The organism is Chryseobacterium aquifrigidense (assembly GCF_006716485.1).
In the GTDB taxonomy this organism is placed as follows: Bacteria; Bacteroidota; Bacteroidia; order Flavobacteriales; family Weeksellaceae; genus Chryseobacterium; species Chryseobacterium vietnamense.
Genome location: NZ_VFPD01000001.1, coordinates 2,682,242 through 2,704,752, shown reverse-complemented (window position 1 = coordinate 2,704,752; position 22,511 = coordinate 2,682,242). Strand labels below are relative to the sequence as shown.

Annotated in this window: 20 protein-coding genes and 1 riboswitch; of the genes, 5 read left to right on the top strand and 15 right to left on the bottom strand. The window is 36.8% G+C overall.

What is annotated here, in order from left to right:
* Nucleotides 1-11: 11 nt before the first annotated feature.
* From FB551_RS12060 to FB551_RS12040, 5 genes are all read right to left on the bottom strand, one after another.
* Nucleotides 12-1,928 carry a fumarate reductase/succinate dehydrogenase flavoprotein subunit gene (locus tag FB551_RS12060; RefSeq protein ID WP_142017695.1) on the bottom strand — a complete coding sequence of 639 codons (1,917 nt, stop codon included), beginning with the start codon at nt 1,926-1,928 and terminating at the stop codon, nt 12-14.
* A gap of 11 nt (nt 1,929-1,939) precedes the next feature.
* Nucleotides 1,940-2,596 (bottom strand): succinate dehydrogenase cytochrome b subunit, encoded by a 657-nt coding sequence (locus FB551_RS12055; protein ID WP_047434359.1) that lies wholly within the window; start codon nt 2,594-2,596, stop codon nt 1,940-1,942.
* A gap of 16 nt (nt 2,597-2,612) precedes the next feature.
* Nucleotides 2,613-4,043: an anion permease gene (locus FB551_RS12050; protein ID WP_047434356.1), complete on the bottom strand. Its 1,431-nt coding sequence runs from the start codon at nt 4,041-4,043 to the stop codon at nt 2,613-2,615.
* A gap of 20 nt (nt 4,044-4,063) precedes the next feature.
* Nucleotides 4,064-5,230 (bottom strand): porin, encoded by a 1,167-nt coding sequence (locus FB551_RS12045; RefSeq protein WP_142017694.1) that lies wholly within the window; start codon nt 5,228-5,230, stop codon nt 4,064-4,066.
* Between the two features lie 171 nt (nt 5,231-5,401).
* The gene (locus tag FB551_RS12040) at nt 5,402-6,451 is read right to left on the bottom strand and encodes a linear amide C-N hydrolase (RefSeq protein ID WP_047434352.1); all 1,050 of its coding nucleotides are present in this window, start codon (nt 6,449-6,451) and stop codon (nt 5,402-5,404) included.
* Between the two features lie 382 nt (nt 6,452-6,833).
* Here FB551_RS12040 and FB551_RS12035 point away from each other — a divergent pair, with 382 nt between their 5' ends.
* The 3 genes from FB551_RS12035 (at nt 6,834) to FB551_RS12025 (ending at nt 10,650) form a co-directional block, all read left to right on the top strand.
* The gene (locus FB551_RS12035; RefSeq protein WP_142017693.1) at nt 6,834-9,032 is read left to right on the top strand and encodes an ATP-binding protein; all 2,199 of its coding nucleotides are present in this window, start codon (nt 6,834-6,836) and stop codon (nt 9,030-9,032) included.
* 21 nt (nt 9,033-9,053) lie between these two features.
* Nucleotides 9,054-9,605, top strand: coding sequence for a biliverdin-producing heme oxygenase (locus FB551_RS12030; protein WP_142017692.1), 552 nt, complete (start codon nt 9,054-9,056; stop codon nt 9,603-9,605).
* A 118-nt stretch (nt 9,606-9,723) separates the two neighbouring features.
* Nucleotides 9,724-10,650, top strand: coding sequence for a malate dehydrogenase (locus tag FB551_RS12025; protein ID WP_034699354.1), 927 nt, complete (start codon nt 9,724-9,726; stop codon nt 10,648-10,650).
* 60 nt (nt 10,651-10,710) lie between these two features.
* On the opposite strand, the gene FB551_RS12020 is transcribed toward FB551_RS12025, so the two are convergent.
* The 8 genes from FB551_RS12020 to FB551_RS11985 all read right to left on the bottom strand — a co-directional run bounded on the left by FB551_RS12020 (nt 10,711) and on the right by FB551_RS11985 (nt 15,997).
* On the bottom strand, nt 10,711-11,247 hold the full coding sequence (locus FB551_RS12020) for a hypothetical protein (RefSeq protein WP_142017691.1): 537 nt from the start codon (nt 11,245-11,247) through the stop codon (nt 10,711-10,713).
* 115 nt (nt 11,248-11,362) lie between these two features.
* Nucleotides 11,363-11,914: an REP-associated tyrosine transposase gene (locus FB551_RS12015; protein ID WP_142017690.1), complete on the bottom strand. Its 552-nt coding sequence runs from the start codon at nt 11,912-11,914 to the stop codon at nt 11,363-11,365.
* A gap of 103 nt (nt 11,915-12,017) precedes the next feature.
* Nucleotides 12,018-12,569, bottom strand: a complete 552-nt coding sequence (locus FB551_RS12010) for a putative glycolipid-binding domain-containing protein (protein WP_142017689.1) — start codon at nt 12,567-12,569, stop codon at nt 12,018-12,020.
* A 189-nt stretch (nt 12,570-12,758) separates the two neighbouring features.
* Nucleotides 12,759-13,829 carry a tetratricopeptide repeat protein gene (locus FB551_RS12005; RefSeq protein WP_226798681.1) on the bottom strand — a complete coding sequence of 357 codons (1,071 nt, stop codon included), beginning with the start codon at nt 13,827-13,829 and terminating at the stop codon, nt 12,759-12,761.
* A 99-nt stretch (nt 13,830-13,928) separates the two neighbouring features.
* A complete protein-coding gene (locus tag FB551_RS12000; protein WP_142017687.1) occupies nt 13,929-14,165 on the bottom strand; it encodes a hypothetical protein in 237 nt (78 codons plus the stop codon).
* An 80-nt stretch (nt 14,166-14,245) separates the two neighbouring features.
* Nucleotides 14,246-14,782 carry a GNAT family N-acetyltransferase gene (locus FB551_RS11995; RefSeq protein ID WP_142017686.1) on the bottom strand — a complete coding sequence of 179 codons (537 nt, stop codon included), beginning with the start codon at nt 14,780-14,782 and terminating at the stop codon, nt 14,246-14,248.
* Between the two features lie 17 nt (nt 14,783-14,799).
* A complete protein-coding gene (locus tag FB551_RS11990) occupies nt 14,800-15,192 on the bottom strand; it encodes a VOC family protein (RefSeq protein WP_142017685.1) in 393 nt (130 codons plus the stop codon).
* Between the two features lie 19 nt (nt 15,193-15,211).
* Nucleotides 15,212-15,997 carry a hypothetical protein gene (locus tag FB551_RS11985; RefSeq protein ID WP_142017684.1) on the bottom strand — a complete coding sequence of 262 codons (786 nt, stop codon included), beginning with the start codon at nt 15,995-15,997 and terminating at the stop codon, nt 15,212-15,214.
* A 102-nt stretch (nt 15,998-16,099) separates the two neighbouring features.
* Here FB551_RS11985 and pafA point away from each other — a divergent pair, with 102 nt between their 5' ends.
* Nucleotides 16,100-17,746 (top strand): alkaline phosphatase PafA, encoded by a 1,647-nt coding sequence (gene pafA / locus FB551_RS11980; RefSeq protein WP_142017683.1) that lies wholly within the window; start codon nt 16,100-16,102, stop codon nt 17,744-17,746.
* A 234-nt stretch (nt 17,747-17,980) separates the two neighbouring features.
* Here the strand turns inward: pafA and FB551_RS11975 are convergent, their stop codons facing one another.
* Together FB551_RS11975 and FB551_RS11970 are read right to left on the bottom strand one after the other, a co-directional pair.
* Nucleotides 17,981-19,027, bottom strand: coding sequence for a tetratricopeptide repeat protein (locus FB551_RS11975; RefSeq protein ID WP_226798680.1), 1,047 nt, complete (start codon nt 19,025-19,027; stop codon nt 17,981-17,983).
* A gap of 80 nt (nt 19,028-19,107) precedes the next feature.
* The gene (locus FB551_RS11970) at nt 19,108-20,718 is read right to left on the bottom strand and encodes a helix-turn-helix domain-containing protein (RefSeq protein ID WP_142017682.1); all 1,611 of its coding nucleotides are present in this window, start codon (nt 20,716-20,718) and stop codon (nt 19,108-19,110) included.
* A 154-nt stretch (nt 20,719-20,872) separates the two neighbouring features.
* Here FB551_RS11970 and FB551_RS11965 point away from each other — a divergent pair, with 154 nt between their 5' ends.
* Entirely contained in the window at nt 20,873-22,186 is a 1,314-nt protein-coding gene (locus FB551_RS11965) for a T9SS type A sorting domain-containing protein (protein ID WP_142017681.1), read from the top strand.
* Nucleotides 22,187-22,323: 137 nt separating this feature from the next.
* Nucleotides 22,324-22,501: riboswitch (cobalamin riboswitch) on the top strand.
* Nucleotides 22,502-22,511: the final 10 nt, after the last annotated feature.

Here is a 22,511-nt window from a genome sequence, read left to right as displayed (position 1 = left end):
ATTTTCTGTTTTTATTTGTAACTTCTTACCGTTGGCTGAATTTCTTCAAAAATCAAAGGTTCCTTAATCAGTTCAGGTTCCCCATTTTCTCCCTTCCAAGCCCAGGCAGAAATAAATTGGTATTCCGTATCGTTTCTCATGGCTTCTCCGTCCGGAGTCTGGAATTCTTCACGGAAATGCGCTCCACAGGATTCGTTACGGGTTAATGCATCATAGCACATCAGTTCTCCTATTTCGAAATAATCGGCAACGCGGCCTGCTTTTTCCAGTTCGCTATTCATTTGATCTTCCTGTCCAGAAACTCTTACGTCTTTGTAGAATTCCTGTTTCAGCTTTCTGATTTCCTGAATGGCATATTTCAGTCCTTCTTCATTTCTGGCCAGCCCGCAATAGTCATAGAGAAGTTTTCCTAATGTCTTATGGAAATAATCAACGGTTTTTGTTCCCTTGATATTGATGAAATCAGTAATCTGGTCTTTAACGGCTTTTTCAGCCTGTTCAAATTCCGGCGTATCCGGTGAAATTTTCCCGGTATGAATTTCATCTGCCAGGTAATTGGCAATCGTGTAGGGAGCAATGAAATATCCATCCACGGAAGCCTGGAGAAGGGAATTTGCTCCCAGTCTGTTGGCTCCGTGATCGGCAAAATTAGCTTCGCCTAAAGCAAACAATCCCGGAACAGTAGTCATCAGTTCATAATCTACCCAAAGTCCGCCCATGGAGAAGTGGGCAGAAGGGGAGATCATCATAGGTTCTTTATATGCATCATATCCTGTGATTTTAAGATACATATCGAATAAGTTTCCATATTTTTCTTTAATCTTATCTTTCCCCTGTTCCTGTATTGCTTTTGAAAAATCAAGATAGACGGCATTTTTCAAAGGTCCGATTCCGAAACCTGCATCAATCCTTTCCTTGGCGGCACGGGAAGAAATATCTCTAGGTGCAAGATTCCCGAAAGCCGGATATCTTCTTTCAAGATAATAATCCCTTTCATTTTCAGGAATATCATTCGGTGGTCTGTTTTCGCCTTCCTTTAACGGAACCCAGATACGCCCGTCGTTACGTAATGATTCGGACATTAAGGTCAGTTTAGACTGATAATCTCCGGATTGCGGAAGCGAAGTAGGATGCACCTGAATCCAGCTTGGGGAAGCCATTAAAGCTCCTTTTTTATGAGCTCTCCAGATTGCGGAACCATTACATCCCATGGCAAGAGTCGACAGGTAATAAATCTTTCCGTAACCTCCCGTTGCCAATATTACAGCGTGAGCTGCATGTCTTTCAATATCTCCAGTGTCTAAATTCCTTACGATAATTCCTCTGGCCTTACCATCAACAGTAACCAGATCCAGCATTTCATGTCTTGAAAATAATTGTACAGAGCCTTTGCCAACCTGTCTCATCAAAGCCTGATAAGCTCCCAGAAGCAGCTGCTGTCCCGTTTGTCCTCTGGCATAAAAAGTACGGCTCACCTGAACGCCTCCGAAAGAACGGTTGTTCAGATATCCGCCATATTCACGGCCGAAAGGTACGCCCTGAGCCACTGCCTGGTCGATGAGGTTCAGAGAACATTCTGCCATTCTGTATACATTGGCTTCCCGGGCTCTGAAGTCTCCTCCTTTCAGGGTGTCTACAAACATTCTGTAAACACTGTCGCCATCGTTTTTGTAGTTTTTGGCAGCATTTACACCACCCTGAGCTGCTACAGAGTGTGCTCTTCTCGGGCTGTCCTGAAAACAGAATGATTTGACATTATAGCCCATTTCTCCCAAAGAAGCTGCAATTGAGCTTCCAGCCAGTCCTGTTCCTACAACAATCACGTCCAGTTTTTTACGGTTGGCAGGGTTAACGAGTCTTGCTTTCTTTTTATAATTTTCCCATTTATGTTCCAATGGGCCTTGTGGTATTTTTGAATCTAAAATCATGACCGTTCTGTTTATTGGTAAGTAAAGTATACATAGATGGGCATCAAAGCAAAACCTACACAGATAATGATTGAATAAGCAATTCCGATGGTTTTGAACCACTGTACAAACTTGGGATGATAGAGACCCAGGGTTCTTACAGCACTATGTATTCCGTGAATCAGGTGATAGCATAACGCGATCATTGATACAACATAAATGATAACGTACCACCATTCTTTAAAGACATTCACTACCAGAATGTAGAGATCTTTATTTCCGTTCTCATCCAAAGGAGGATTTCCGAATTTGTAGATATACCAGAAGTTCTGGAAATGGATCACCAGGAAAATCAAAATTAATGTTCCGAGGATTCCCATATTCCGGGAAGCCCATTTGCTGGCTCTTCCACGTCTGTCGGTTTGGTAACCACCTCCTGACTTTTTATTTTTTAAAGTGATCATCAGTCCGTCTACAGCATGCAGAATGATACTGGCATACAAAACGTAAGAAACTATTTTGATAATGATATTTCCTGATAAAAAATGCGAGTACGCATTAAACTGAAGGTGTGCCTGTTCTTGTGGAAGAAAAAGCTGAAGATTTCCAAGGAAATGAATCAACAGGAAGAATCCCAAAAAGAGTCCTGTAAGGCACATCAGCATTTTTCTTGACAGTGTTGATAACATATTTTTGATGTATTGATTAATAATATCCTAAGACTTTCATCCACAATCCTCCTACAACCATGTAAATGATCAATAGAACGATTCCTATTTCAAGACCTCTGAGCCACCATGCTTTCAGGTCTACATATCCACTTCCGAAAAATACAGGAGCCGGACCGTGACCGTAATGGGTAAGTACCCCATAAATTGAACCCATGAAACCAAGCATCATCGCCAATAACATAGGTGGAATTCCCAAAGAAACCCCTACACCCAGCAAGGCTGCGTACATAGCCGCTACGTGGGCGGTAGCACTGGCAAAAATATAGTGACTGAAGAAATAGACAACAATAATTACCGGGAAAGCTACCTGCCAGCTCAGACCTCCGATCTGAACTTTGATCAGGTTACTGAACCATCCAATAAAGCCCAATTCGTTTAAAGAACTCGCCATCATTACCAGTACAGCAAACCAAACGATAGTGTCCCATGCTCCTTTTTCACCTTTTACATCTTCCCAGGTTAATACTGAGGTTAACAGCAATAAGGTTAAGCCAATGAAAGCTGTTGTTGTAGCATCAATAGAAAGAGCTCCACCGAATATCCAAAGGGCCAGCAGAATGAAAAATGCCAGCAGCATCAGCCATTCGTTTCTTGAAATAGGGCCCATTTCTTTTAATTTCTCAGCGGCCATTTTCGGAGCATCCCCTGTTTTTTTCAATTCAGGCGGATATAATTTGTACAATACCAACGGAACGACAAAGAAAGCTACTGCACCGGGAATAAAACCTGCTGCGGCCCATGACATCCATGTAATGTCAATACCAAGGTTGGCAGCAAACTTCTGACACATTGGATTACTGGCTGTCCCGGTAAGGAACATAGAAGAAGCGATGAGGTTCATGTAGTAACTGTTCAAAGTCAGGAATGATCCTAATTTTCTATGGGTTTCCGGTTTCTCAGGAACGGAATCAAAACTGATGGCCATAGATTTCATGATCGGGTAGATAATCCCACCACCTCTTGCGGTATTACTTGGAATGGCAGGAGCAAGACAAACATCGGCAAGTCCTAGCCCGTAAGCAAGTCCTAATGAACTTTTCCCAAAAACTCTGATGAATAAAAAGGCAATACGGTTTCCCAATCCTGTTTTGATAAATCCTCTGGCAATAAAGAATGAAATCCCGATCAGCCAGATTACTTTATCTCCAAAACCGGAAAGCGCTTTGGTAATTGATTTTCCGGCATCCCCGGGAGCAACTACCTGTGTAAGGGCTGTAAAACCAATGGCCATCATACACATTGTACCCATAGGAGCTGCTTTAAGAATAATTCCTAAAATGGTTGCCGCAAAGATAGCGAACAGATGCCAGGCATTCTCTGCAACACCTTCCGGAGCAGGAATGAACCATATGATTAACGCAACAACAAATGTGATGGCTACGTTTCTGATATTTATTTCTTTCATGATACTAACTATTTAATCGTTTAAAACCTACTCTGAACTTGCACTATGAATAGATTGTTATTGTATTGTGATGTGTTTTCTACCTGATGTTTGTAGCGGTCAAACTGTACTCCCAGCTGAATTCTTGCACCGTAATTTTTCAGGAATTCCAGGCCGAACATTGGAGTGATCGTCTGTCTTGGGTTGGAAGCCATTCTGAAATTGGTATCAAGATATTCGTAACGGCAGGATAATTCGAAGGCACTGAGGTTTTTATGGTTGATCTCATATCTCAGATTCGGAAGAAAATAAGCACCACGAATCAGATACTGGTCAGGATTATCGGGTCTCAGTTCAGGAGCAATAGAATTGTACAGAACGTGGTTGGTTGCCTGCTTGGCTTCCAGCTGCATATCAAGACTCCATTTGGGATCAAACTCAATCAATGAACTTAGATCTATCCCCAGAGCATATACTTTTTTACTGAAAACCTCTCCGGTACCTCCATTCAGACCTACATTGAAGTGATATTTTTTTGATAATCCGAAAACAAGACGGGTAGAGTACTGCTTTCCATTATCATTATCGTTGATCTGGTTTTTTCCATTTCCGTTCACCACGGAAACAGCATATTGGAAAGGAATTTCTCCAAGCTGAAGCTGCCCTGTAGCAGACATTCCGATCTGGAAACTTGTCCACCCCAGCTTGCCAAATTCGGTATACTGATTAGACCAGTCTAAAGATTTAATAATGTCAATAGGGTAAGTCTCTTCAATACCAAACCACGGTCTGAACTGTCCTACAGTAATCGCTAATTTGGGATTGAAAGTATATTTCAGGTATGCATTTTCAAGAACTCTGCTTTTGGGGTCGTTTTTAAAATCTGCAAGGTTGGCTAACACCACCACTTCAGTACGTTTGCTGATCTGCGCCCGTACCTGAACTCTCATGTATTTGAGCATGAAATTATTATCCGTTCCGGAGCCATCGGTGTGATGAACCCCGTTTACATCAACGTCTTTACTCATTCCTACAAGATAACGCGCCTGAAAAAGGCCTTTGATCTGTAGCTGTGGGTATTTTACATTGCTTTCTTCCTGTGGAGGAGAGGTGGTCTTCAGAGAATCCTGATTTTGCGCATAAGCTGATAACCCAGAGGCCAGCATGCACAGGATCAGGCTTTTCTTTTTAATCGAAAAAAAGGCCATATCTATGTTTGTTTTTTTATTGTGAACTTTATTTTACCACAACTGCTTACCCATCCTGCCAAATCTTTTTGATTCTTCTCCAGAGAAGAAATTGGTTATCCATTCAATCATAATGGGGGCATACTCAGGCGTGTTGTATTACTAAGTATAAGCATGTTTGTAGTGAAATTTCTATTTTAATCCTAAGAATGTGAACGGTGCAGATTCTTTAAATTCTGCATTGGACTTTCCGTTATAGGTACGGTTGTTACTAAGGTCAAGCTTCATTACCTTTCCTTTAGAACTTAGATCAAAATCTTTAAGATCTACCCAGAAAGTGTTGGGCGTGAAAACCGTTTCAAAATAATACACCAGGTTTTTCTGATCCGAAACAGAACGCCATCTTGTAGAAGATATATTAGGTTCTGTTGCAGAGGTGATTCCGTAAGGAACAGAGCAGTTTCTGATGACGCTGAAAACACTGGCTACTGCGGTACGGGTATCTGCAGTCTGAGGGATTGCATTGATATAGTAAGAAGCTCTGACAAAGCGGTCTGCAGCACGGTTGGTTCCCGGAAGCATAACCGTTCCCGGAATTCCTTTCCAGTAATTGTTAAGAGCCAGCTGTTCCTCAAAAACGGGAGAGTTGGTCATTACCGTATAAGAAGGATCGTGGTGAATAACCAGTTTTCCGTCAATATATTCAAATACAGCATTGTCTCCGGAAGCATCGGAAATAGAAAGATGGACGGTTGTAAATCTTTCTGTTCCCGGAATATAGTCACTCACGATAACGAAAGGTTCTTTGCGTGAAAATTCTACGGCTTCTTTTACTGTAGCGAAATTATCAAGATAATATTGTGCCCATAATGAAATGGCAATTCCCTTTTTACTTCCTTTTCCATCGAATTTTGGATATTGAGATTCTCCCAGCCAAAGCAGATTGGCTACCAGTCCTTTCTCATTCATTCCGTCTGCTGAAGCAATATCCCATGAAGAGCTGATAAGACTGCCATACTTGGCGGTCCATTTTACAGATTTGGAGCCTACCTGTCCGTTGCGGTCTATTCCTTTCGGGAGAACCCATAAGTTGGCAGGGATTTCGTCACGCCAGTCCATAGAACGGGCTGTAATAACGGTATTCTGGGGACCTTTGTAAACTACCCTTGTACAGGCTTCTGAAGGATTCCATAATCCTACAGAGAGAACCAGAGAAAATAAAATTAATGGGAACTTTTTCATAATAGTATTATTTGAATTTAAATTTTATATTGAATTTGTTGTGAATAATTCAATGAATTTTCATCATATTCATTATTTGGTGATATAAATTTAGCAAAATTTGTTTTAATAAAACAATTATTAGGATTAATAATATGTAATCCCTGTTATGAATCATAGTTAAAGAATGAATACTTTGATTATTGAAATTTTTTCTGTATATTTTAGATAAATGACATTAAAAGAGGGAAAAAATAAAGAATTTTTCAATCCATTTTTCATTCTTTTTTTTTGTTCGATAACTCTCATAAATACTTGATGGAAAGTGCTTTAAAATTACATACCACAAAGTAGAAAGCTATGCGAAAAAACGCTATATTTGATAGATAGACTGAAAAGATATATGAATTTTATAGAATGCCATGAGGAACCTATCCATATTCCGGGTTCTATTCAGAGTTTTGGCTATTTGATTGGCATTGATGCAGAATCCCACACCATTACTTTTTTTAGCAGGAATATTGCGGATCTATTTAAAATCGAAAGCCCGGAAGAACTTTTCGACAGATATATCACAGACTTTCCGGAAAACTTTCAGAACATTATCAGCTCAGAAATATATTCTTCCCTGGAAAGGTTTACCAGACGTAAAAACGAAACCTATTTTGACAAAATTTTTATCAACGAAAAAGAATATCACTTCTCTGTCTACAGGAGTGAAGATTATATTTTTCTTGAATTTGAAGAAGTTTTGATCAATCCTGATAAAAGAATTTCCAATAAATATGATAACTTTTACATCATCGATAATGAAAAGGAGCTCTGGAATCATCTTCTGGAAACCTTGTTAAAAGTCGTGAACTATGACCGGATGATGGTTTATAAATTTATGATGGACGGTTCCGGGAAAGTAATTGCAGAAAAGAAAAATGAAAATATGGAGAGCTTTCTGGGTCTTCATTATCCGGAATCTGATATTCCAAAACAGGCAAGGGAGCTTTATCTTAAAAAAAGGAAAAGAATTTTCAGTAATGTATATGCTGATACAGTTCCTGTTTTAAGCAAAAAAGCAGAGAATATTGATCTCACTTTTTCAGCATCCAGAGGGATGTCTCCTATTCACGGACAGTATCTTAAAAATTCGGGAGTAGCTTCCAGCTTTAGTGTTTCCATTATTATTGATGACCATCTCTGGGGATTGGTAACCTGCCAGAATGTAGAACCCAAGCATATCGATCTTGAAGACAGGGTACAGGCCGGAATTTTTACAACGCTTGCTGCTAATGCCTATTCATCTTTTAAATCTAAAAGCGAACTGAATTTCCGTTTGGAACTGAATGAGAGAATGTCTCAGCTGAAAACGGAATTTTTAAAACATCATAATCTGTTTGATTCTCTTATCGAATGTAAAACAGAGATCAGAAAGCTACCAGAAGCAGACGGACTTGCCATTGTTTCGGATGAAAATATAGTAACAGACGGCAGCACTCCTGATCTTGAAAGTATAGGAAGAATTGCAGAATGGGCTCTTAGTAATACTGATGATCATATTTATGTGAGTCGCAATTTCCTTAAAGATCATGGTAAAGAACTTGAACTGACTGAAAATGCAGCAGGAATTGCAATTTATTTTGTTGAAAGGGATAAAAATGAAATGCTGATCTGGTTCAGAAAAGAGTTTGACGAGCATATTAACTGGGCAGGAAATCCTGAAAAAAAAGTAAGTGTATTTTCTCAGAATGGAGAGGAAAGGCAAATGATATCACCAAGAACTTCATTCCATGTTTTTACAGAAAATATTAAAGGACATTCTAAAAGATGGAATTCCAGAAATGTAAGTGCAGTACAGGCTGTAAGGGATTTGATCTTAGAAACTTCCCACAAAAATTACAATGCAATTAAAAGACTTAATGATGAGCTCAAAAAAGTGAATGAAGAGCTTGACAGCTTTTCTTACACAATCTCACATGATCTGGGAACACCTCTTACGGTAATGAAACTGAATGCTCAGATGCTTCTGGGAAATCTTGCGGATGATTCTCATAAAAGCAAAACCAAGATCAATTCAATTATTGAGGAAATTGACAATATGGCGGAAATGATGCATGATGTATTGCAGCTGAGCCGCGCCAAGCATAGTGAAATCCAACTTGAAAGTCTGAAAACAGCTCATACGATTGAGAAAATTTCTGAAAATGCCAAGATGACCTATGGCAGTCCAAACAGTGAGGTTATCATTAAAGAATGTCCGGATGTACTGGCTGATAAAACCATGCTTCATCAGGTGTTTTTGAATATCATCAACAATGCGGTGAAATATTCTTCCCATAAAGATCTTCCAAAAGTGGAAATTGAAGGATCGGATGACGGGCAGACCATTATTTACAGGATCTCAGACAATGGTATTGGTATTCCTGCTGAGGAGAAACATAAGATGTTTAAAATCTTTAACAGGATGGATAATGCCAAGAAGTTTAAAGGAAACGGAGTTGGGCTGTCTATTGTACACCGTATCATGAAGAGATTGGGGGGAGATGTGGATTTTGAAAGTAACAGTGAAGGGACTTCCTTTATTTTAACGTTCAAAAAGCCTTATATTTGAGAAACTTTTAAAACGTAATGTATGGTATCAGAATACCTTAAACAGAATACAGCAGATTATCACGATGCGGCAGAAAAATTTTTTAATTCTGAAAAGATTTTCAACAAAACTTTCACTTTAGAAGATTATAAAAAAATCATTCATACCAATTACCTGATGCTTCTTCACAGTGAAGACAAAATATTCAGCAGCCTTTCAGATAAGTATGCAGAAAAACTTCAGCTTGATCAAAGAAAAAAGCTTTCCCTTATTGAAAAAGACCTTAAAAGCCTTTCCCTGGAAAATCAGGAAGTTTCCCATCCTCTGGAGTTCAATAATGAACATGAAGCCCTTGGAGCGATGTACGTGATTGAAGGTTCTACCCTGGGTGGAAATGTTATTGCAAAACAACTTTCTAAAACGGAGGGCTTTGATGAGGTTACCTTCAACTTTTTCGGATGCTATCACGAGAATACAGGGCCGATGTGGAAAAATTTCAAGGAAGTTCTGGATACAGAAGTCGCTGAAGAAAACTATAATGAAGTGCTTTCGGGGGCGAAAAAACTATATACGTTTTTACTGAACGTCAACTAATTTATTTTAATTCTAATTAAATTCCTGAAAAATTGCTCAATTTTTCAGGAATTGTTAAATTTGGGGAGTTTCAAATTTAAACTTAACTAACAAAAAATAATTTTTAAAAAGTAACAATATGAAAGTAACTGTAGTAGGTGCAGGCGCTGTAGGAGCAAGCTGTGCAGAATACATCGCAATGAAGAACTTCTGTTCAGAAGTAGTTTTGGTAGACATTAAAGAAGGGTTTGCTGAAGGGAAAGCAATGGATTTGATGCAGACAGCATCTCTTAACGGATTTGATACGAAAATTACGGGTACAACAGGAGATTACAGCAAAACTGCAGGTTCTCATGTAGCAGTAATCACTTCTGGGATTCCTAGAAAACCAGGAATGACGAGAGAAGAATTGATCGGTATCAATGCTGGTATCGTGAAAGAAGTTACTGAAAACTTAGTAAAACATTCTCCGGAAGTAATCATCATCGTGGTTTCTAACCCAATGGATACTATGGCTTACCTTGTTCATAAAACTTCAGGTCTTCCTAAGCACAAAATCATCGGAATGGGTGGTGCATTAGACTCTGCAAGATTCAAATACAGATTGGCTGAAGCATTAGAAGCTCCTATTTCTGATGTAGACGGAATGGTAATCGCTGCTCACAGTGATACAGGGATGCTTCCATTATTGAGCAAAGCGACAAGAAATGGTGTTCCTGTAACTGAATTCTTAAGTGATGAGCAACAAAAATACGTCATCGAAGAAACTAAAGTAGGAGGAGCTACACTTACGAAATTATTAGGAACTTCAGCTTGGTATGCTCCGGGTGCAGCAGTTTCTGTAATGGTTCAGGCAATTGCATGTGACCAGAAGAAAATGATCCCTTGTTCTTTAATGCTTGAAGGTGAATACGGACAAAACGATATCTGTCTAGGTGTTCCGGCTATCATTGGAGCAAACGGAGTTGAATCAATTGTAAACGTAACTTTGACTGCTGAAGAGCAATTGAAATTCGCTGAAGCTGCTAACGCAGTAAGAGAAGTGAATGGAGATCTTAAATTCTAATTTACTGGATTTTATATAAGAAAACCGCGTCCTTTGGCGCGGTTTTTTATTTATTGCTCTTCAATCTATGTCGGTTGTTTGAGCAATACTTTCCCAATTATTTTTCTCATAATAGTCTAGTTTACTATATCCATTTATATTATTAATAGTGTAAATGGCTTTTATATTCTTTAAATCTCTTTCTTCCGTATAACTTCCTGTAACAGGGGTATCAGGAAATCTTGCTGCATCAGCATTTTTGAAAAAAACTAAAATTTGAAAATAACCATTAGTATAATTTGGTTTTACACTAGAACAGTAATCTTTTAATTGGTCTAAACTAATATCTTTGTTGACCTCAAAAAGAGTCATTTGGTTGAAATTACCGTCAGTTCTTTCTTCTTTTTTACTATCAATTTTTTTTATTTTTTTATTTTCATAATTTGTTTTTGTGGATTTAGAACTTTCTGTTATTTGATTTTCTTTTCCTACAGATGTAATAGCAACACTATCAATAGATTTTGATAGCCGATCTGAATATAATTCCTTTTTACTATTGTTACAGCTTAAGGAAATTAGTGTGAAAACGGTTAAAATTACTAAGGGTCTTAAGTTCATAATTATTCATTTTATAATACTTCAAAACTAAAAAACCAATGTCATTACTAATTACGGGAAACCATACTAAATATCAATTCCTCTGCTGGCGCGAGCGTCCCGCTCGTGTCCACAATCATAAATTAACATCTATTTCAAGGATCTCATTATAATCATCACAATAATTCCTGGCACTACTGTATTTCCATTCCCAAGGCTCCATGACAAAACCTGTCTCTACTGGGTTTTGATGAACATAATTTAGTTTTTGCTCAAATACTTTTAGCGACCATATGTGTATAGGTTTATTATTTTGTTGCCAAAACTGATACTTTTTTATATTGGAATTTTGGCTTCCTGCTTTTTTGAACATCCAAAGTAACCATTCTTTTCTGCTTTCCTGATTATTTTCTTCGATAGCTTGTAGTAATTTTTTAGCTGTAAAACTTTTAAAATCTCTGATCAATTCGGAAGGTAAACCATTCTCAGACCTAAAAATCAAGTGTACATGACTAGGCATTATGCAATACCCAAAAATAATCATTCCTTTGTTTGTTCTGCAATACTTCAACGCCTCAATAAGAATATCAAAATATTGCATTCTTGTAAAGACATCTATCCAGAATACTGTAGCAAAGCTTATAAAATAAGCGCCTTCTTTTTCATGAAATTTGTGTTTTCTGCTCATATTATAAAAATAATAAAAAACTCATTATTTTTTAAAGGTTAGATTATAGTACGGGAGCAGCAATTTTAATCTCATTGATGGTTATGCTGATTATTGTATTTTTTCAGAGTTCTTTAATCTTTTCAAACAATTCAGGATAGGTGGAGACTAATCCACTCTCATCCACCGAGATTTCAGCTTTAAAAATAGTTTCGATATTTTCATACAGGTATTTATTAACGGCTGTTCTGGTATATTGCTGTTGAACAGGTCTGATATGATGGTTTAGCACGTCTATATAAATAACATCAATTTTCTGAGAATCACTCTCTGAAAGTTTTAAATTGTTGATCGGGAGAGTATTGGTAAACGGAGTAAGAGAAATGTCTATGAACTTGAAATTATTAAATTCAGAATTTACAACTCCATTGATTTCCCATTGGTTCTGGTTTCTTTTTCCCGAGAAAGTTCTTTTAACCCTATTGATTTCAGTTTCGATCAGAAAATCCTTAACGATCCAGTCTTTATCAACGAGAATCCTATAATCTAAAGTATAGATGTTATCTTCATAACAACCGATGATTCTTGATTCTGCTCTATAGCTTTCCTCTTTTGTACTGAGATTAAAATACTCAAGGGACTGGTAGTGAATTCCCCGCCAGATCAATGTTCTCATATTGTATTATTTAGTGTGTAATGTGATTGATTTTCCCCTTGCGGCTCCCAGAAATGAAGCCAGCTGAGTGAGAGATGACGCAATAATTAGAAAATGATAAACTTCGGAACGTTTTGCAATATATTAATTGATCCTGTCTTTACGAAAATAATGAAGTTCTTTTAAATTCTTCGAAAGAAAAGCACCAGATTATTTAGGTAAAGGATCAGGAATGTACAGGTTTTTTTCATTAATTTTCAGAATATTGGCATCATTGGTGTACCAATCCACAAATTTTTCATATTCTTCTTTATTATTGGTAAGCCAATTTTTAAAAGCCTCTTTATCTCCTATCTGAAACAGGTAATAATTATAGGCATTAAATAGGTTGTTGTCATCCATTATTTTTTGATAGTTTAATAAAACATTTGACGGATTGCTCTTGCTTTTGAAATATTCCTTCAATACCTTTTTTCTGATGTCTGACAGGGTTTCCAGATTAATTTCTTTTTTATTAACAGTAGCGAATGCAAAATAGCCGCTGTAAAGAATACAAAAAGGGAGAGTGTCATTAGGTTTACTGTCTTTTTCAATAATGATAATGGCCTGGCAAAGATCAACTGTTGTACTTTTTTCTTTGAATTTTATTGCTTTTTTATACCCGTTATATAAAAGTTGGCTCATTTCCTGGCTTCTGGAAGTAGTACGTTCCAGATTTAAGAATATTTCACCATAAATCAGACCGTAAAGCATATTATTAGAATTTAGAAATAATTTGGCTATTCTGTAGTAGTTAGATGAATATGACGGTTCTGCCTTTATCCCTTTTTCGTAGCTTTCAATGGCTTGGTTTATTTTCTTTTGAAGTTCAAGGACAACTCCTTTCTCCAAATAAAGTTTTCCGGAAGACGGAAATTTTTTTAATCCTTCATCATAAGCCTTTATAGCTTGTTCTGGATTATCATCATAATCATAGGCATTACCTAGAAGGGCATAATAATAGTCATCTATATTTGGATAATCTTTGATTTTTTCTAACAGTGATATGGCACTCTTATAATCTTCTTTTCGGATATAAGCAAGTGCAATTTCATATGGATAAGTATAATCTTTTGGATCTTTTTTTTCACATTCTCTAAGAATAGCAATACCTTCATCATATTTTCCATCATCAATAAGTTTGACAGCATCATGAACTTCTGTACATTTGAAAGTCTTTTTTTGTGAATATATGAATGAAAAGGCAGTAAGTGCAGCTATAAAATAAGTTTGTCTGAACATGAGTCTTTTGATATTAGTCTTACTGCAAATATGCATTTTTTTAGTTAAAAAAAGAGCGGTAAAAACCGCCCTCAACAAAATTTTATCTAACAAATATTTTTACATATAAACACATCCGCATCCTGTTTCCCATTCCTGGCACAGGCGCATAGGTTCAGGACATCCAGGGTCAACACCACCGCCACCGTCTGAAACTCTGTAGCAGGTACCACCACTGCAATAGTATGAACCTATTGTGGGTGGGCAATTGCCATCCATATCACACAATGCATAGGGAGTGTCTCCACCACTGATCAACACAAGCTGATTTCTCTTTAATTTTTTTAAATTTTTCATAGTAATCATTTTTAATTTGTTGATTACTAATGTATAAAATTATTAACACACCGGCAAGTGTTTTAATGAATGGTCAAAAATTACTCTATATCCAGGGTCATAAAAATAGCGATTTCCTCTGCATTTTCATACAATCTTGTACTCAGTCCGGTAATATTGAATCCCATTCTTCTGTAAAATTGTATTGCAGGATAATTGGTGTTCTGTGTTTCCAGTTCAATAACTCTGCAGTTTAATTTCCTGGCTTCTTTAATGGCACTTTTAATCAGCATTATTCCAATTCCCTGTCTTCTGTATTTTTCGTTGATCAGGATGTTTTCAATATAAAAACTGTTGTTCCATGTTCTTTGTTCGCAGATGATCCAGCCTGCGATTTCTCCGTCCAAATAGGCTCCGAAAGAATTTCCCTGTTCAATGATGGTATTCAGTTCTTCGAGATCTTCTGAAGTTGTTTCCCAGACTTTGGTATAAGGCAATGATTTTTCTTTTAAAATAAACTCAAAAGAACCCCCGAATTCAATAGAGGAAACCACATATCTTATGTCCGTCATATACCCGTTATGTCCCCAATCCAGGCTCGGATTATAGGTTAGTTTTTGTAATTTTTTTATTTCCACCCTTGTATATTTTTATTTTATTGAATTTCGGTACAGATTTCCACCAGATAATTGTTAGGATCTTTGATGTAAGCCGTTTTTTGTCCCCATGGTTTTATAGCAATATCTTCATAAAGAACAGCACCGCTTTGAATTGCTTTTTCTACCAAGGACTCTACATCATTTGTTGTAAACCCAAGTTCCATTCCGAAAGGTTGGTCTTCAGTTTTTGCCGTTATAAATCCTTTTTTAATATTGGAATTTGCCAGGCTCACAGAGGCGAATGACAGACTTGTTTCTCCCGTCAGCAGTTCACCATAATCTTTTTCCGGAGTGATGAATTTTATTTCAGAGTCAAAGGTGTTTTTATAAAAGTTCATAGACTGTTCTACATCTTCTACATACAGAATGACATACTTGAATTTGATCATATGATTGAATTAAATGGTTTTATTTTTGGTTTAAAATATATTCCTCATCTGCTATCAACACTGCATGGGGTCCATGTAAAGGGTATTCTTTAAAGCTGCCGAAATGACCGAAATGAAGAGGATATTTCTGGGTAAGTTGTCTTACTTTACTCCCGAAAGAATTGATGTCAACCTTTTGACAAGAATCTTTTCTCTGTCTGCCATTTGTAAAAAAGAGCATCAGGTTACAATGATCTTTAAAATCAAAATCATTATAGTAAAATACATGGAGATTTTCTTCTCTACATATCTGTGCTAAGTCATCAATAAGGCTATGTTTGTATTGTAATGGCAGATTACAATCAATTCGGGCGGCATAATTCTCTGCATTGCTTTTTCTGAAGTCAGAACCCACCATCTGAATGAAACGATGTTCTATATTTTTGAATTCTTCTCTTTCCGGAGGGAAATTTTTGGTGGATTGAATGGTAAAAGGAATACTGAAATCCACTAATACAGCATTTTTCTCTATCAGAAGTTCTTCAACTTCCAGGGCAAACTGAAAATGAAAATCAAAAAGCATATAGTCGCCAATAGTGATGATCATTTGAATCCCATCGATATTGAGGTGTAAATATGTTCTATTGAAGCCTGATTTTAGCTTTTCCAGTTGATGGATAAAATCGTCAATATCCTCTACCTGTATTCTGGCAGTCAGTTCAGCAGGATTATCAGCATGTCCTCCATATCCGGGATAAAATTTGAAAAACTGAAAGTCATATAAATCACTTGGAAATTTGAAATACCAGTATACGCCTAAAATCATAGAAGATTGGTTGATAATTGTACAATAATCAAATTTAAATAAAATTTCACACTCCAAAACTTTCAAAACCCTTAAATTTGTCATCAATAAAAATTTACTTGGATGCTTAGGAACATTTCAATTGCGGCAGCTACTTTATTGTCCGTAGTTACAATCAATGCACAGAAGAACAGAAATACCCAACTGGAAAGACCGAAATTAGTCGTTGGTCTGGTAGTAGACCAGATGCGTTGGGACTATTTATACCGTTTTTATGGTAAATATGGAAATGATGGTTTCAAAAGACTTTTGAATACAGGATATTCTTTAAACAATGTACATATTCCTTATGTTCCTACCATTACGGCACTGGGACATACATGTATCTATACAGGATCTGTACCTGCCATTCACGGAATTGCCGGAAATGACTGGACGGATAAAGAAACAGGTAAAGGAGTTTACTGTACAGCAGATGACAGTGTTCAGCCAGTAGGAACTACCAATACAAAAACGGGAAGCCACTCTCCAAAAAACCTTTGGTCTACCACAGTAACTGACGAATTGAGACTGGCGACCAACTTTCAGGGGAAAGTAGTCGGTGTTTCATTAAAAGACCGTGCTTCCATTCTTCCTGCGGGACATACTCCAAACGGAGCTTTCTGGTTTGATGACAGTACTGGGAACTTTATTACCAGTACGTGGTATATGAATGATCTTCCTCAGTGGGTAAAATCATTCAACTCTCAGAATCTTCCTGAAAAATTAGTAGCCAATGGCTGGAATACTTTACTTCCAATCAACGAATATACAGAAAGCGCACCGGACAATTCTTCTTGGGAAGGTTTGCTGGGAAGTGCAAAAACACCTACTTTCCCTTACAGTAATCTAGCAAAAGACTACCAGACTAAAAAAGATAATATCCGTTACACCCCTTTCGGAAATACGCTGACATTGAAGTTGGCAGAAGCTTCTGTAGAAGGTGAAAAGCTGGGTGGAGATACTATCACAGACTTCTTAGCCATCAACCTGGCATCTACAGATTATGCAGGACATAAATTCGGACCGAATTCTATTGAAGTGGAAGATGTTTATATCAGACTAGATCAGGATTTGGCAGAATTCTTCAAGTATCTTGATTCAAAGGTAGGAAAAGGAGAGTATACCGTTTTCCTTTCTGCTGACCATGGTGGAGCACATTCTGTAGGATTCCTTAAAGAACATAAAATCCCGACTGGTTTCTTCGGAGAAGATGCAGAAAAAAATCTGAACCAGAAACTGAAAGAAAAATTCGGGGCAGATAAACTGGTTAATGCCATTGATAATTATCAGGTTTATTTCGACAGAAAAGTATTGGCAGACAACAAGCTTGAATTGGATGATGTAAGAAACTTTGCTGTAAAAGAAATTGAAAAAGATCCTACCGTTTTATATGCTGTTTCTGTAGACAAAGTTCAGGAGTCAAGTATTCCGGAGCCAATTAAACAAAGAATTATTAATGGAATCAACAGACAGAGAAGTGGAGATATTCAGTTAATTTCTCATGATTCTATGCTCCCTCCATATTCTAAAACAGGAACTACGCACAGCGTGTGGAATTCTTACGATTCTCATATTCCGTTGATCTTTATGGGTTGGGGAGTGAAACAGGGAGAAAGCAACAAAGAATATCACATGACGGATATTGCTCCTACAGTCTCTTCTTTATTGAAAATTCAGTTTCCAAGTGGAAATGTAGGTAACCCGATTACCGAAGTTATTGGTAAATAAATTAATTATAGAACAAATCTGTTTAAACGTTTATTTTTTGAAACATTAAGATTGTATTAAGGTGTCGAGAGTATTAAGATGAGCTTCGCTTTGAGCTTAAAAATCAGAATGATTTATCTTAACTATACTTTATTTCTTAAATAATCCTTAATGGTTCGACAAATTTTTTTGATAAGTTTAAACAGCTACAGTATAAAAAACATCCCAATTTGGGGTGTTTTTTGTTTTTATAGCTTATGACGTTCTTATCATTTGCTGTATCTCTTTGTGAAACTTCTTATTTTCCTTCCTGATTTTTACAATAGAATATAAAAGCAGAACGATCAAAATACAGCCCAGGAAAACGGAACCTATCTTAATGTACCGATCATCAGATCTCAGTTTCTCACTTTTCAATGCTGTTTCCTTGTTGTGGTTATCGATCACCTGATTAATGGATTTCAGTTCATTCTGCTTTCTTTTGAATCGCATTTCCAAGTGTTTTTTATTAAACTGCTGATAAAGATTCTGTTGTCCCACAGCAAGATAATTCTCAGCTAATTCTTTATAAAGTCCTTCATTCAGAATGATATCTCCGGTATTTTTAGAAAGGTCTTCGGCTTTTAATAAAAGGCTTATTGCTGATTGATTTTCATGTCTTTGTTTATGTATTTCAGCAAGTCCTTTCAAAGCGAATGCTTCCAGACTTTTCGCATAATTTTTCCGGGCATAGTTGATAGCCTGCAGAAAAGCTTCCTGCGCATTATCAATTTGATTAAGGTTTAGATAACAATATCCAATATTATAATACACCACACTCATATTGGAATAGGTGGTTCTCTTCACGGGAACCTTTTCATAATTCCGTATGGAAATCAGGAATTTTTCCAAAGCAATTTCCGAATTTGACTGGCTTTTATAGACCATTCCTCTTATAGCGTAGCTTGCAGCCGTTTCAACGTATTTCTCAGGATTTTTTTCAGGGATTTTTGCAATATGCTGTTCTGCTTCATTCAGTGTTTCAAGGCATTTGTTGAAAAGTTCCATTTGCTGATACTGAATAGCAACGGAGATGAGAACTCCTGCCTGGCTTCTGGGATCATTGGTTTTCTGGGAAAGTTCTTTTGCCTTTAAAATATATTGTAAAGACTCTTCAAAATTTCTTTTCGCAATATTGGCTGTTGAAAGCAGCATATAAAGGTTAATAGAAGTTTTTATATCCTGAGATTTCTTCAGCAGCTGTTCTCCGATCCTGATGGTGTTATCCGGATTGTCATAAATTTCAAGTTTAGCCTTTTTCATTAAAACACTATCAGGTATCTTTTGTGCCTTCATACAATTACAAAAGGCAACCAGCAGCACTATTATTTTAAAAATTAATTTCATAAGGCTTTGGTTTTACTGATTTCCTGAATATAGGCATAGGGAGACATTCCGGTAACGGATTTGAAGACAGTAGTGAATGCACTGTGTGATGAGAATCCTGAATATTCTGCCAGATAACTTACTTTATAATTAAGAAAAGCAGCATCATTTCTCAGTAACTGTACAATATGATTGATTCTAAGTTTGTTGATATATCCGTTGAAGTTTTTTTCCTTATTATTAATAATTTCTGAAAGGTATTTTGTATTGATTTCCATTTGAGACGAAAGCAGAGACAAAGACATGTTTTTATTCAGAAACCGGTCGGATTTTTCAAATTCCTGTAACTTTTGGAGAATTTCATCTTCTTTTTCCCTGGATATTTTTGTTGTGCCGGAATCTTTTGTTGCTGGAGTTATTTTGTTTGAAATAATGGGTTGAGGTTTTCGGCTGATCTGTTTTTCAAAGAAATCAAACTGTTTTTTTAAGTCTTTATTTTTACTTCTGATGAGTAAAAAATAAGTAAGCAAACTCAGAATTATCAAAGATAAAAGCAGGATTAAAGACCAGGAAGATCGTAGAAGCAGATGTTTCTGAAATTCAATATTTTTGTTTTGATTGGTTTCAACAAGCTTCACAAGGTATCGTATTCCTTCTTTTGAACTGGAATCTGTTTTTGTTTTTAAGTCATTACAAAGTTTATTGTAGTGATGGTATTTTGCATCATCGTGTACGGCATAATAATTACGGGAAAGGGATTCGTAGATTTTAATTTTTAAATTATTAAAAGGAAGATTCTCTATCAATTGAAGCCCTGCTTCCAATTTTTTAATAGCTATTGCATAATCCTGTTTCAGGAAATAATATTGGGAGAGGTTTTCGTAGGCCAAACCTAAAAGAAATGGCTGGTTTTTCTGTTGTTCAAGATTTGCAATAATACTGTCTATAAGTGTTTTATATTCAGTGAGTTTATTTTGCTTTAGCCAATAGAAAGCGCGGAAAATTCTGTTTTCTACTTTTAAAATTCTATTCTCTTCATTATGATTCCCAAGGTATTGGTTGCTTTTATCTAGGTTTTGTAAGGCTTCAGGATAGTTTCTGTTGATTCCGGAGTTTAATGCCTGAAGCTGATACAATTTTGCGGTGGTGATTCTTAAGTCGTTACTTTTAAGAAGTTTCTGATCTGATAAAAGATGGGTAATAATTCTCTTTGACTGATTGTACAAACCCAGGTTCTGGTACTGGTCGGCAAGATTATAATCACTGAAGATCTGCATACAATAAGAAAGGTCATTTTTCTGACCGGCATCTTCTTTTTGAGCGAAAATATTGACAGACTGTACATAATCTCCCTTCAGGGCAAAAGCTTGTGAAATAATATTCTGAAGTACAATTTTGTGTTCTGCATTTTGATCGCTCACAAGAATTCCCTGGGTATAACTAATGCATTCGTCGGGATTCTGATACAATTTCAGAAATGCTTTATCTGCCAGCATATTGAAGTCCGGACCGGACTGCCCTTTGGTAATAAGGGAGCAGAAAATGAAAATAAACAGTAATGTTTGAAATAATTTTTGTCTTGAAAATTTGTTTTTTGTGTTTTTTTGAATAATTCGGGTAAAATCCATATTCAAAATGTTGTTTTGTATCTGTTTGGTTGTTAGGTTTTTAAAAATAAAATTCTTTTAAAATTCACGAATTATGAAAGTCAATCTCTTTTGACAGGGTGAATATTGTATTAATATTGTTTTCACCAATTCGAAACGTTAAATATAATAAAATATGAAAAATTTTTACAGAATGTCAATGAAAATATTGACGGCTTGTCTTTTCCTGAAATTTGGTTTTGCAGAGGCGCAGCTTACTGTAATAGGTTTGGGAAATTATAACGTAGGGGCAGTATCGGATAATGGAGTTGTAAGCATGCACACAAGTGCAGGAGGAATATATAAATGGAATGCTGCGGGAGGACTTGTACAGATAGGTTCTATAACCAACGGATATCCTGCTGCAGGCAGAACGATTGTTTCAAATGACGGAGCCAAAATCTCATCTTCAGTTACCAATGCCGCAACAGGATTCAATGAAATATCTACTTATGATGTAGCTACAGCCACATGGATAAACAGAGGTGGACTTGTTCCTACCGGATGGGATGGCAGTGTAAGTTCTACCTGGGGAATGTCAACCAATGGAAGTACTATTGTTGGACTTGGTTTTCTCACCGCAGCGAATGCGCATGCAGTAAAATGGGATGAAGTAAACGGAATGGTGGATCTGGGAAGTATCGTTCCAGGGCGCAGCTCAAGAGCCAATGCAATAAATGCTGCAGGAACAGTAATTGTAGGTTGGCAGGATGAGCCAACCGGAACGAGAAGCGGAGCAAAATGGCAGGATGGAGTAGAAAGTTTTATTACAGATAATAATGGGAATAATGTGGGGGAAGCAGGAGGTATTTCTGCAGATGGAAATACAATAATAGGGTCAGCAAATCCTAATCCCTATGTATGGAATGCAGTAAGCGGACTTACTTATATAACGCACCCAAATGCTTCTTTCAGCTTTAAAGGAGGAGCAACAGGAATTTCTGCTGATGGAAAAAAAGTGATCGGATATTACAGGGCATTTGGAGCTCCTCCCATGTCAGGCGAAGGCTTTATCTGGACCTCTGCTGCCGGAAGAATTAATCTGAATGATTATGCCGCATCTTTAGGAATTGCCACTAATGGAGTAACAATGGGACTTCCTCTTGCCATCTCACAGGACGGAAAGAAAATTGCAGGGTCAGGAACGAATGCTTCAGGTCAAATGATTGCTTTTTATCTGGATACTTCTGGATTCTTATCGGTGAATGATGCTGTAAAAGAGAGAAATACTATGGGGATCTATCCTAATCCTGTGACGGATATCCTATATTTTAAAGGAAAAGAAAAAATAGAGAAAGCAGAAATTTATAATATGGTTGGACAGAAGGTGAAATCATTTAATACTGTAGAAGGTCAGATTGATGTTTCATCTCTGCTGAAAGGAGATTATATTTTACAATATTCTGTAAAAGGAGTACAACAGGAGCCTTATAAATTTATTAAAAAGTAACATATATAAATAGTAAAGTAGTGGGATGAATGGCTGTTTTCAATATTGAAAGCGGCCGTTCTTTTTGATGTATATAGCAAAAATAGGATAGCATTTGTATTGGCAAGCGTGGTTTTTGGCAAATACATATAAAAAACTATCTTTGCAAAAATTTTGGTTTCCAGTATTTTGGAATGAAAAGGGAATCGGGTGTAACTCCCGGACTGTCCCCGCAACTGTAAATCGCAACACAAGTTTCTGCAAAAAACCACTGTTTAATAACGGGAAGGAGCAGAATGCGAAAGTCAGGAGACCTGCCGGAATTATAATTTAAAAACATATTGCT

Excerpts from the sequence above, each read along its gene's own strand:
- FB551_RS12015 (WP_142017690.1), bottom strand. The coding sequence starts at position 11,914 with ATGAGCAGAAAACACAAATTTCATGAAAAAGAAGGCGCTTATTTTATA.
- FB551_RS12000 (WP_142017687.1), bottom strand. The coding sequence starts at position 14,165 with ATGAAAAATTTAAAAAAATTAAAGAGAAATCAGCTTGTGTTGATCAGT.
- FB551_RS12045 (WP_142017694.1), bottom strand. The coding sequence starts at position 5,230 with ATGGCCTTTTTTTCGATTAAAAAGAAAAGCCTGATCCTGTGCATGCTG.
- FB551_RS12005 (WP_226798681.1), bottom strand. The coding sequence starts at position 13,829 with ATGTTCAGACAAACTTATTTTATAGCTGCACTTACTGCCTTTTCATTC.
- FB551_RS12055 (WP_047434359.1), bottom strand. The coding sequence starts at position 2,596 with ATGTTATCAACACTGTCAAGAAAAATGCTGATGTGCCTTACAGGACTC.
- FB551_RS12060 (WP_142017695.1), bottom strand. The coding sequence starts at position 1,928 with ATGATTTTAGATTCAAAAATACCACAAGGCCCATTGGAACATAAATGG.
- FB551_RS12025 (WP_034699354.1), top strand. The coding sequence starts at position 9,724 with ATGAAAGTAACTGTAGTAGGTGCAGGCGCTGTAGGAGCAAGCTGTGCA.
- FB551_RS12020 (WP_142017691.1), bottom strand. The coding sequence starts at position 11,247 with ATGAACTTAAGACCCTTAGTAATTTTAACCGTTTTCACACTAATTTCC.
- FB551_RS12035 (WP_142017693.1), top strand. The coding sequence starts at position 6,834 with ATGAATTTTATAGAATGCCATGAGGAACCTATCCATATTCCGGGTTCT.
- FB551_RS12030 (WP_142017692.1), top strand. The coding sequence starts at position 9,054 with ATGGTATCAGAATACCTTAAACAGAATACAGCAGATTATCACGATGCG.
- FB551_RS11965 (WP_142017681.1), top strand. The coding sequence starts at position 20,873 with ATGAAAAATTTTTACAGAATGTCAATGAAAATATTGACGGCTTGTCTT.
- FB551_RS12040 (WP_047434352.1), bottom strand. The coding sequence starts at position 6,451 with ATGAAAAAGTTCCCATTAATTTTATTTTCTCTGGTTCTCTCTGTAGGA.
- FB551_RS11975 (WP_226798680.1), bottom strand. The coding sequence starts at position 19,027 with ATGAAAAAGGCTAAACTTGAAATTTATGACAATCCGGATAACACCATC.
- FB551_RS12010 (WP_142017689.1), bottom strand. The coding sequence starts at position 12,569 with ATGAGAACATTGATCTGGCGGGGAATTCACTACCAGTCCCTTGAGTAT.
- FB551_RS12050 (WP_047434356.1), bottom strand. The coding sequence starts at position 4,043 with ATGAAAGAAATAAATATCAGAAACGTAGCCATCACATTTGTTGTTGCG.
- FB551_RS11970 (WP_142017682.1), bottom strand. The coding sequence starts at position 20,718 with ATGGATTTTACCCGAATTATTCAAAAAAACACAAAAAACAAATTTTCA.
- pafA (WP_142017683.1), top strand. The coding sequence starts at position 16,100 with ATGCTTAGGAACATTTCAATTGCGGCAGCTACTTTATTGTCCGTAGTT.
- FB551_RS11985 (WP_142017684.1), bottom strand. The coding sequence starts at position 15,997 with ATGATTTTAGGCGTATACTGGTATTTCAAATTTCCAAGTGATTTATAT.
- FB551_RS11990 (WP_142017685.1), bottom strand. The coding sequence starts at position 15,192 with ATGATCAAATTCAAGTATGTCATTCTGTATGTAGAAGATGTAGAACAG.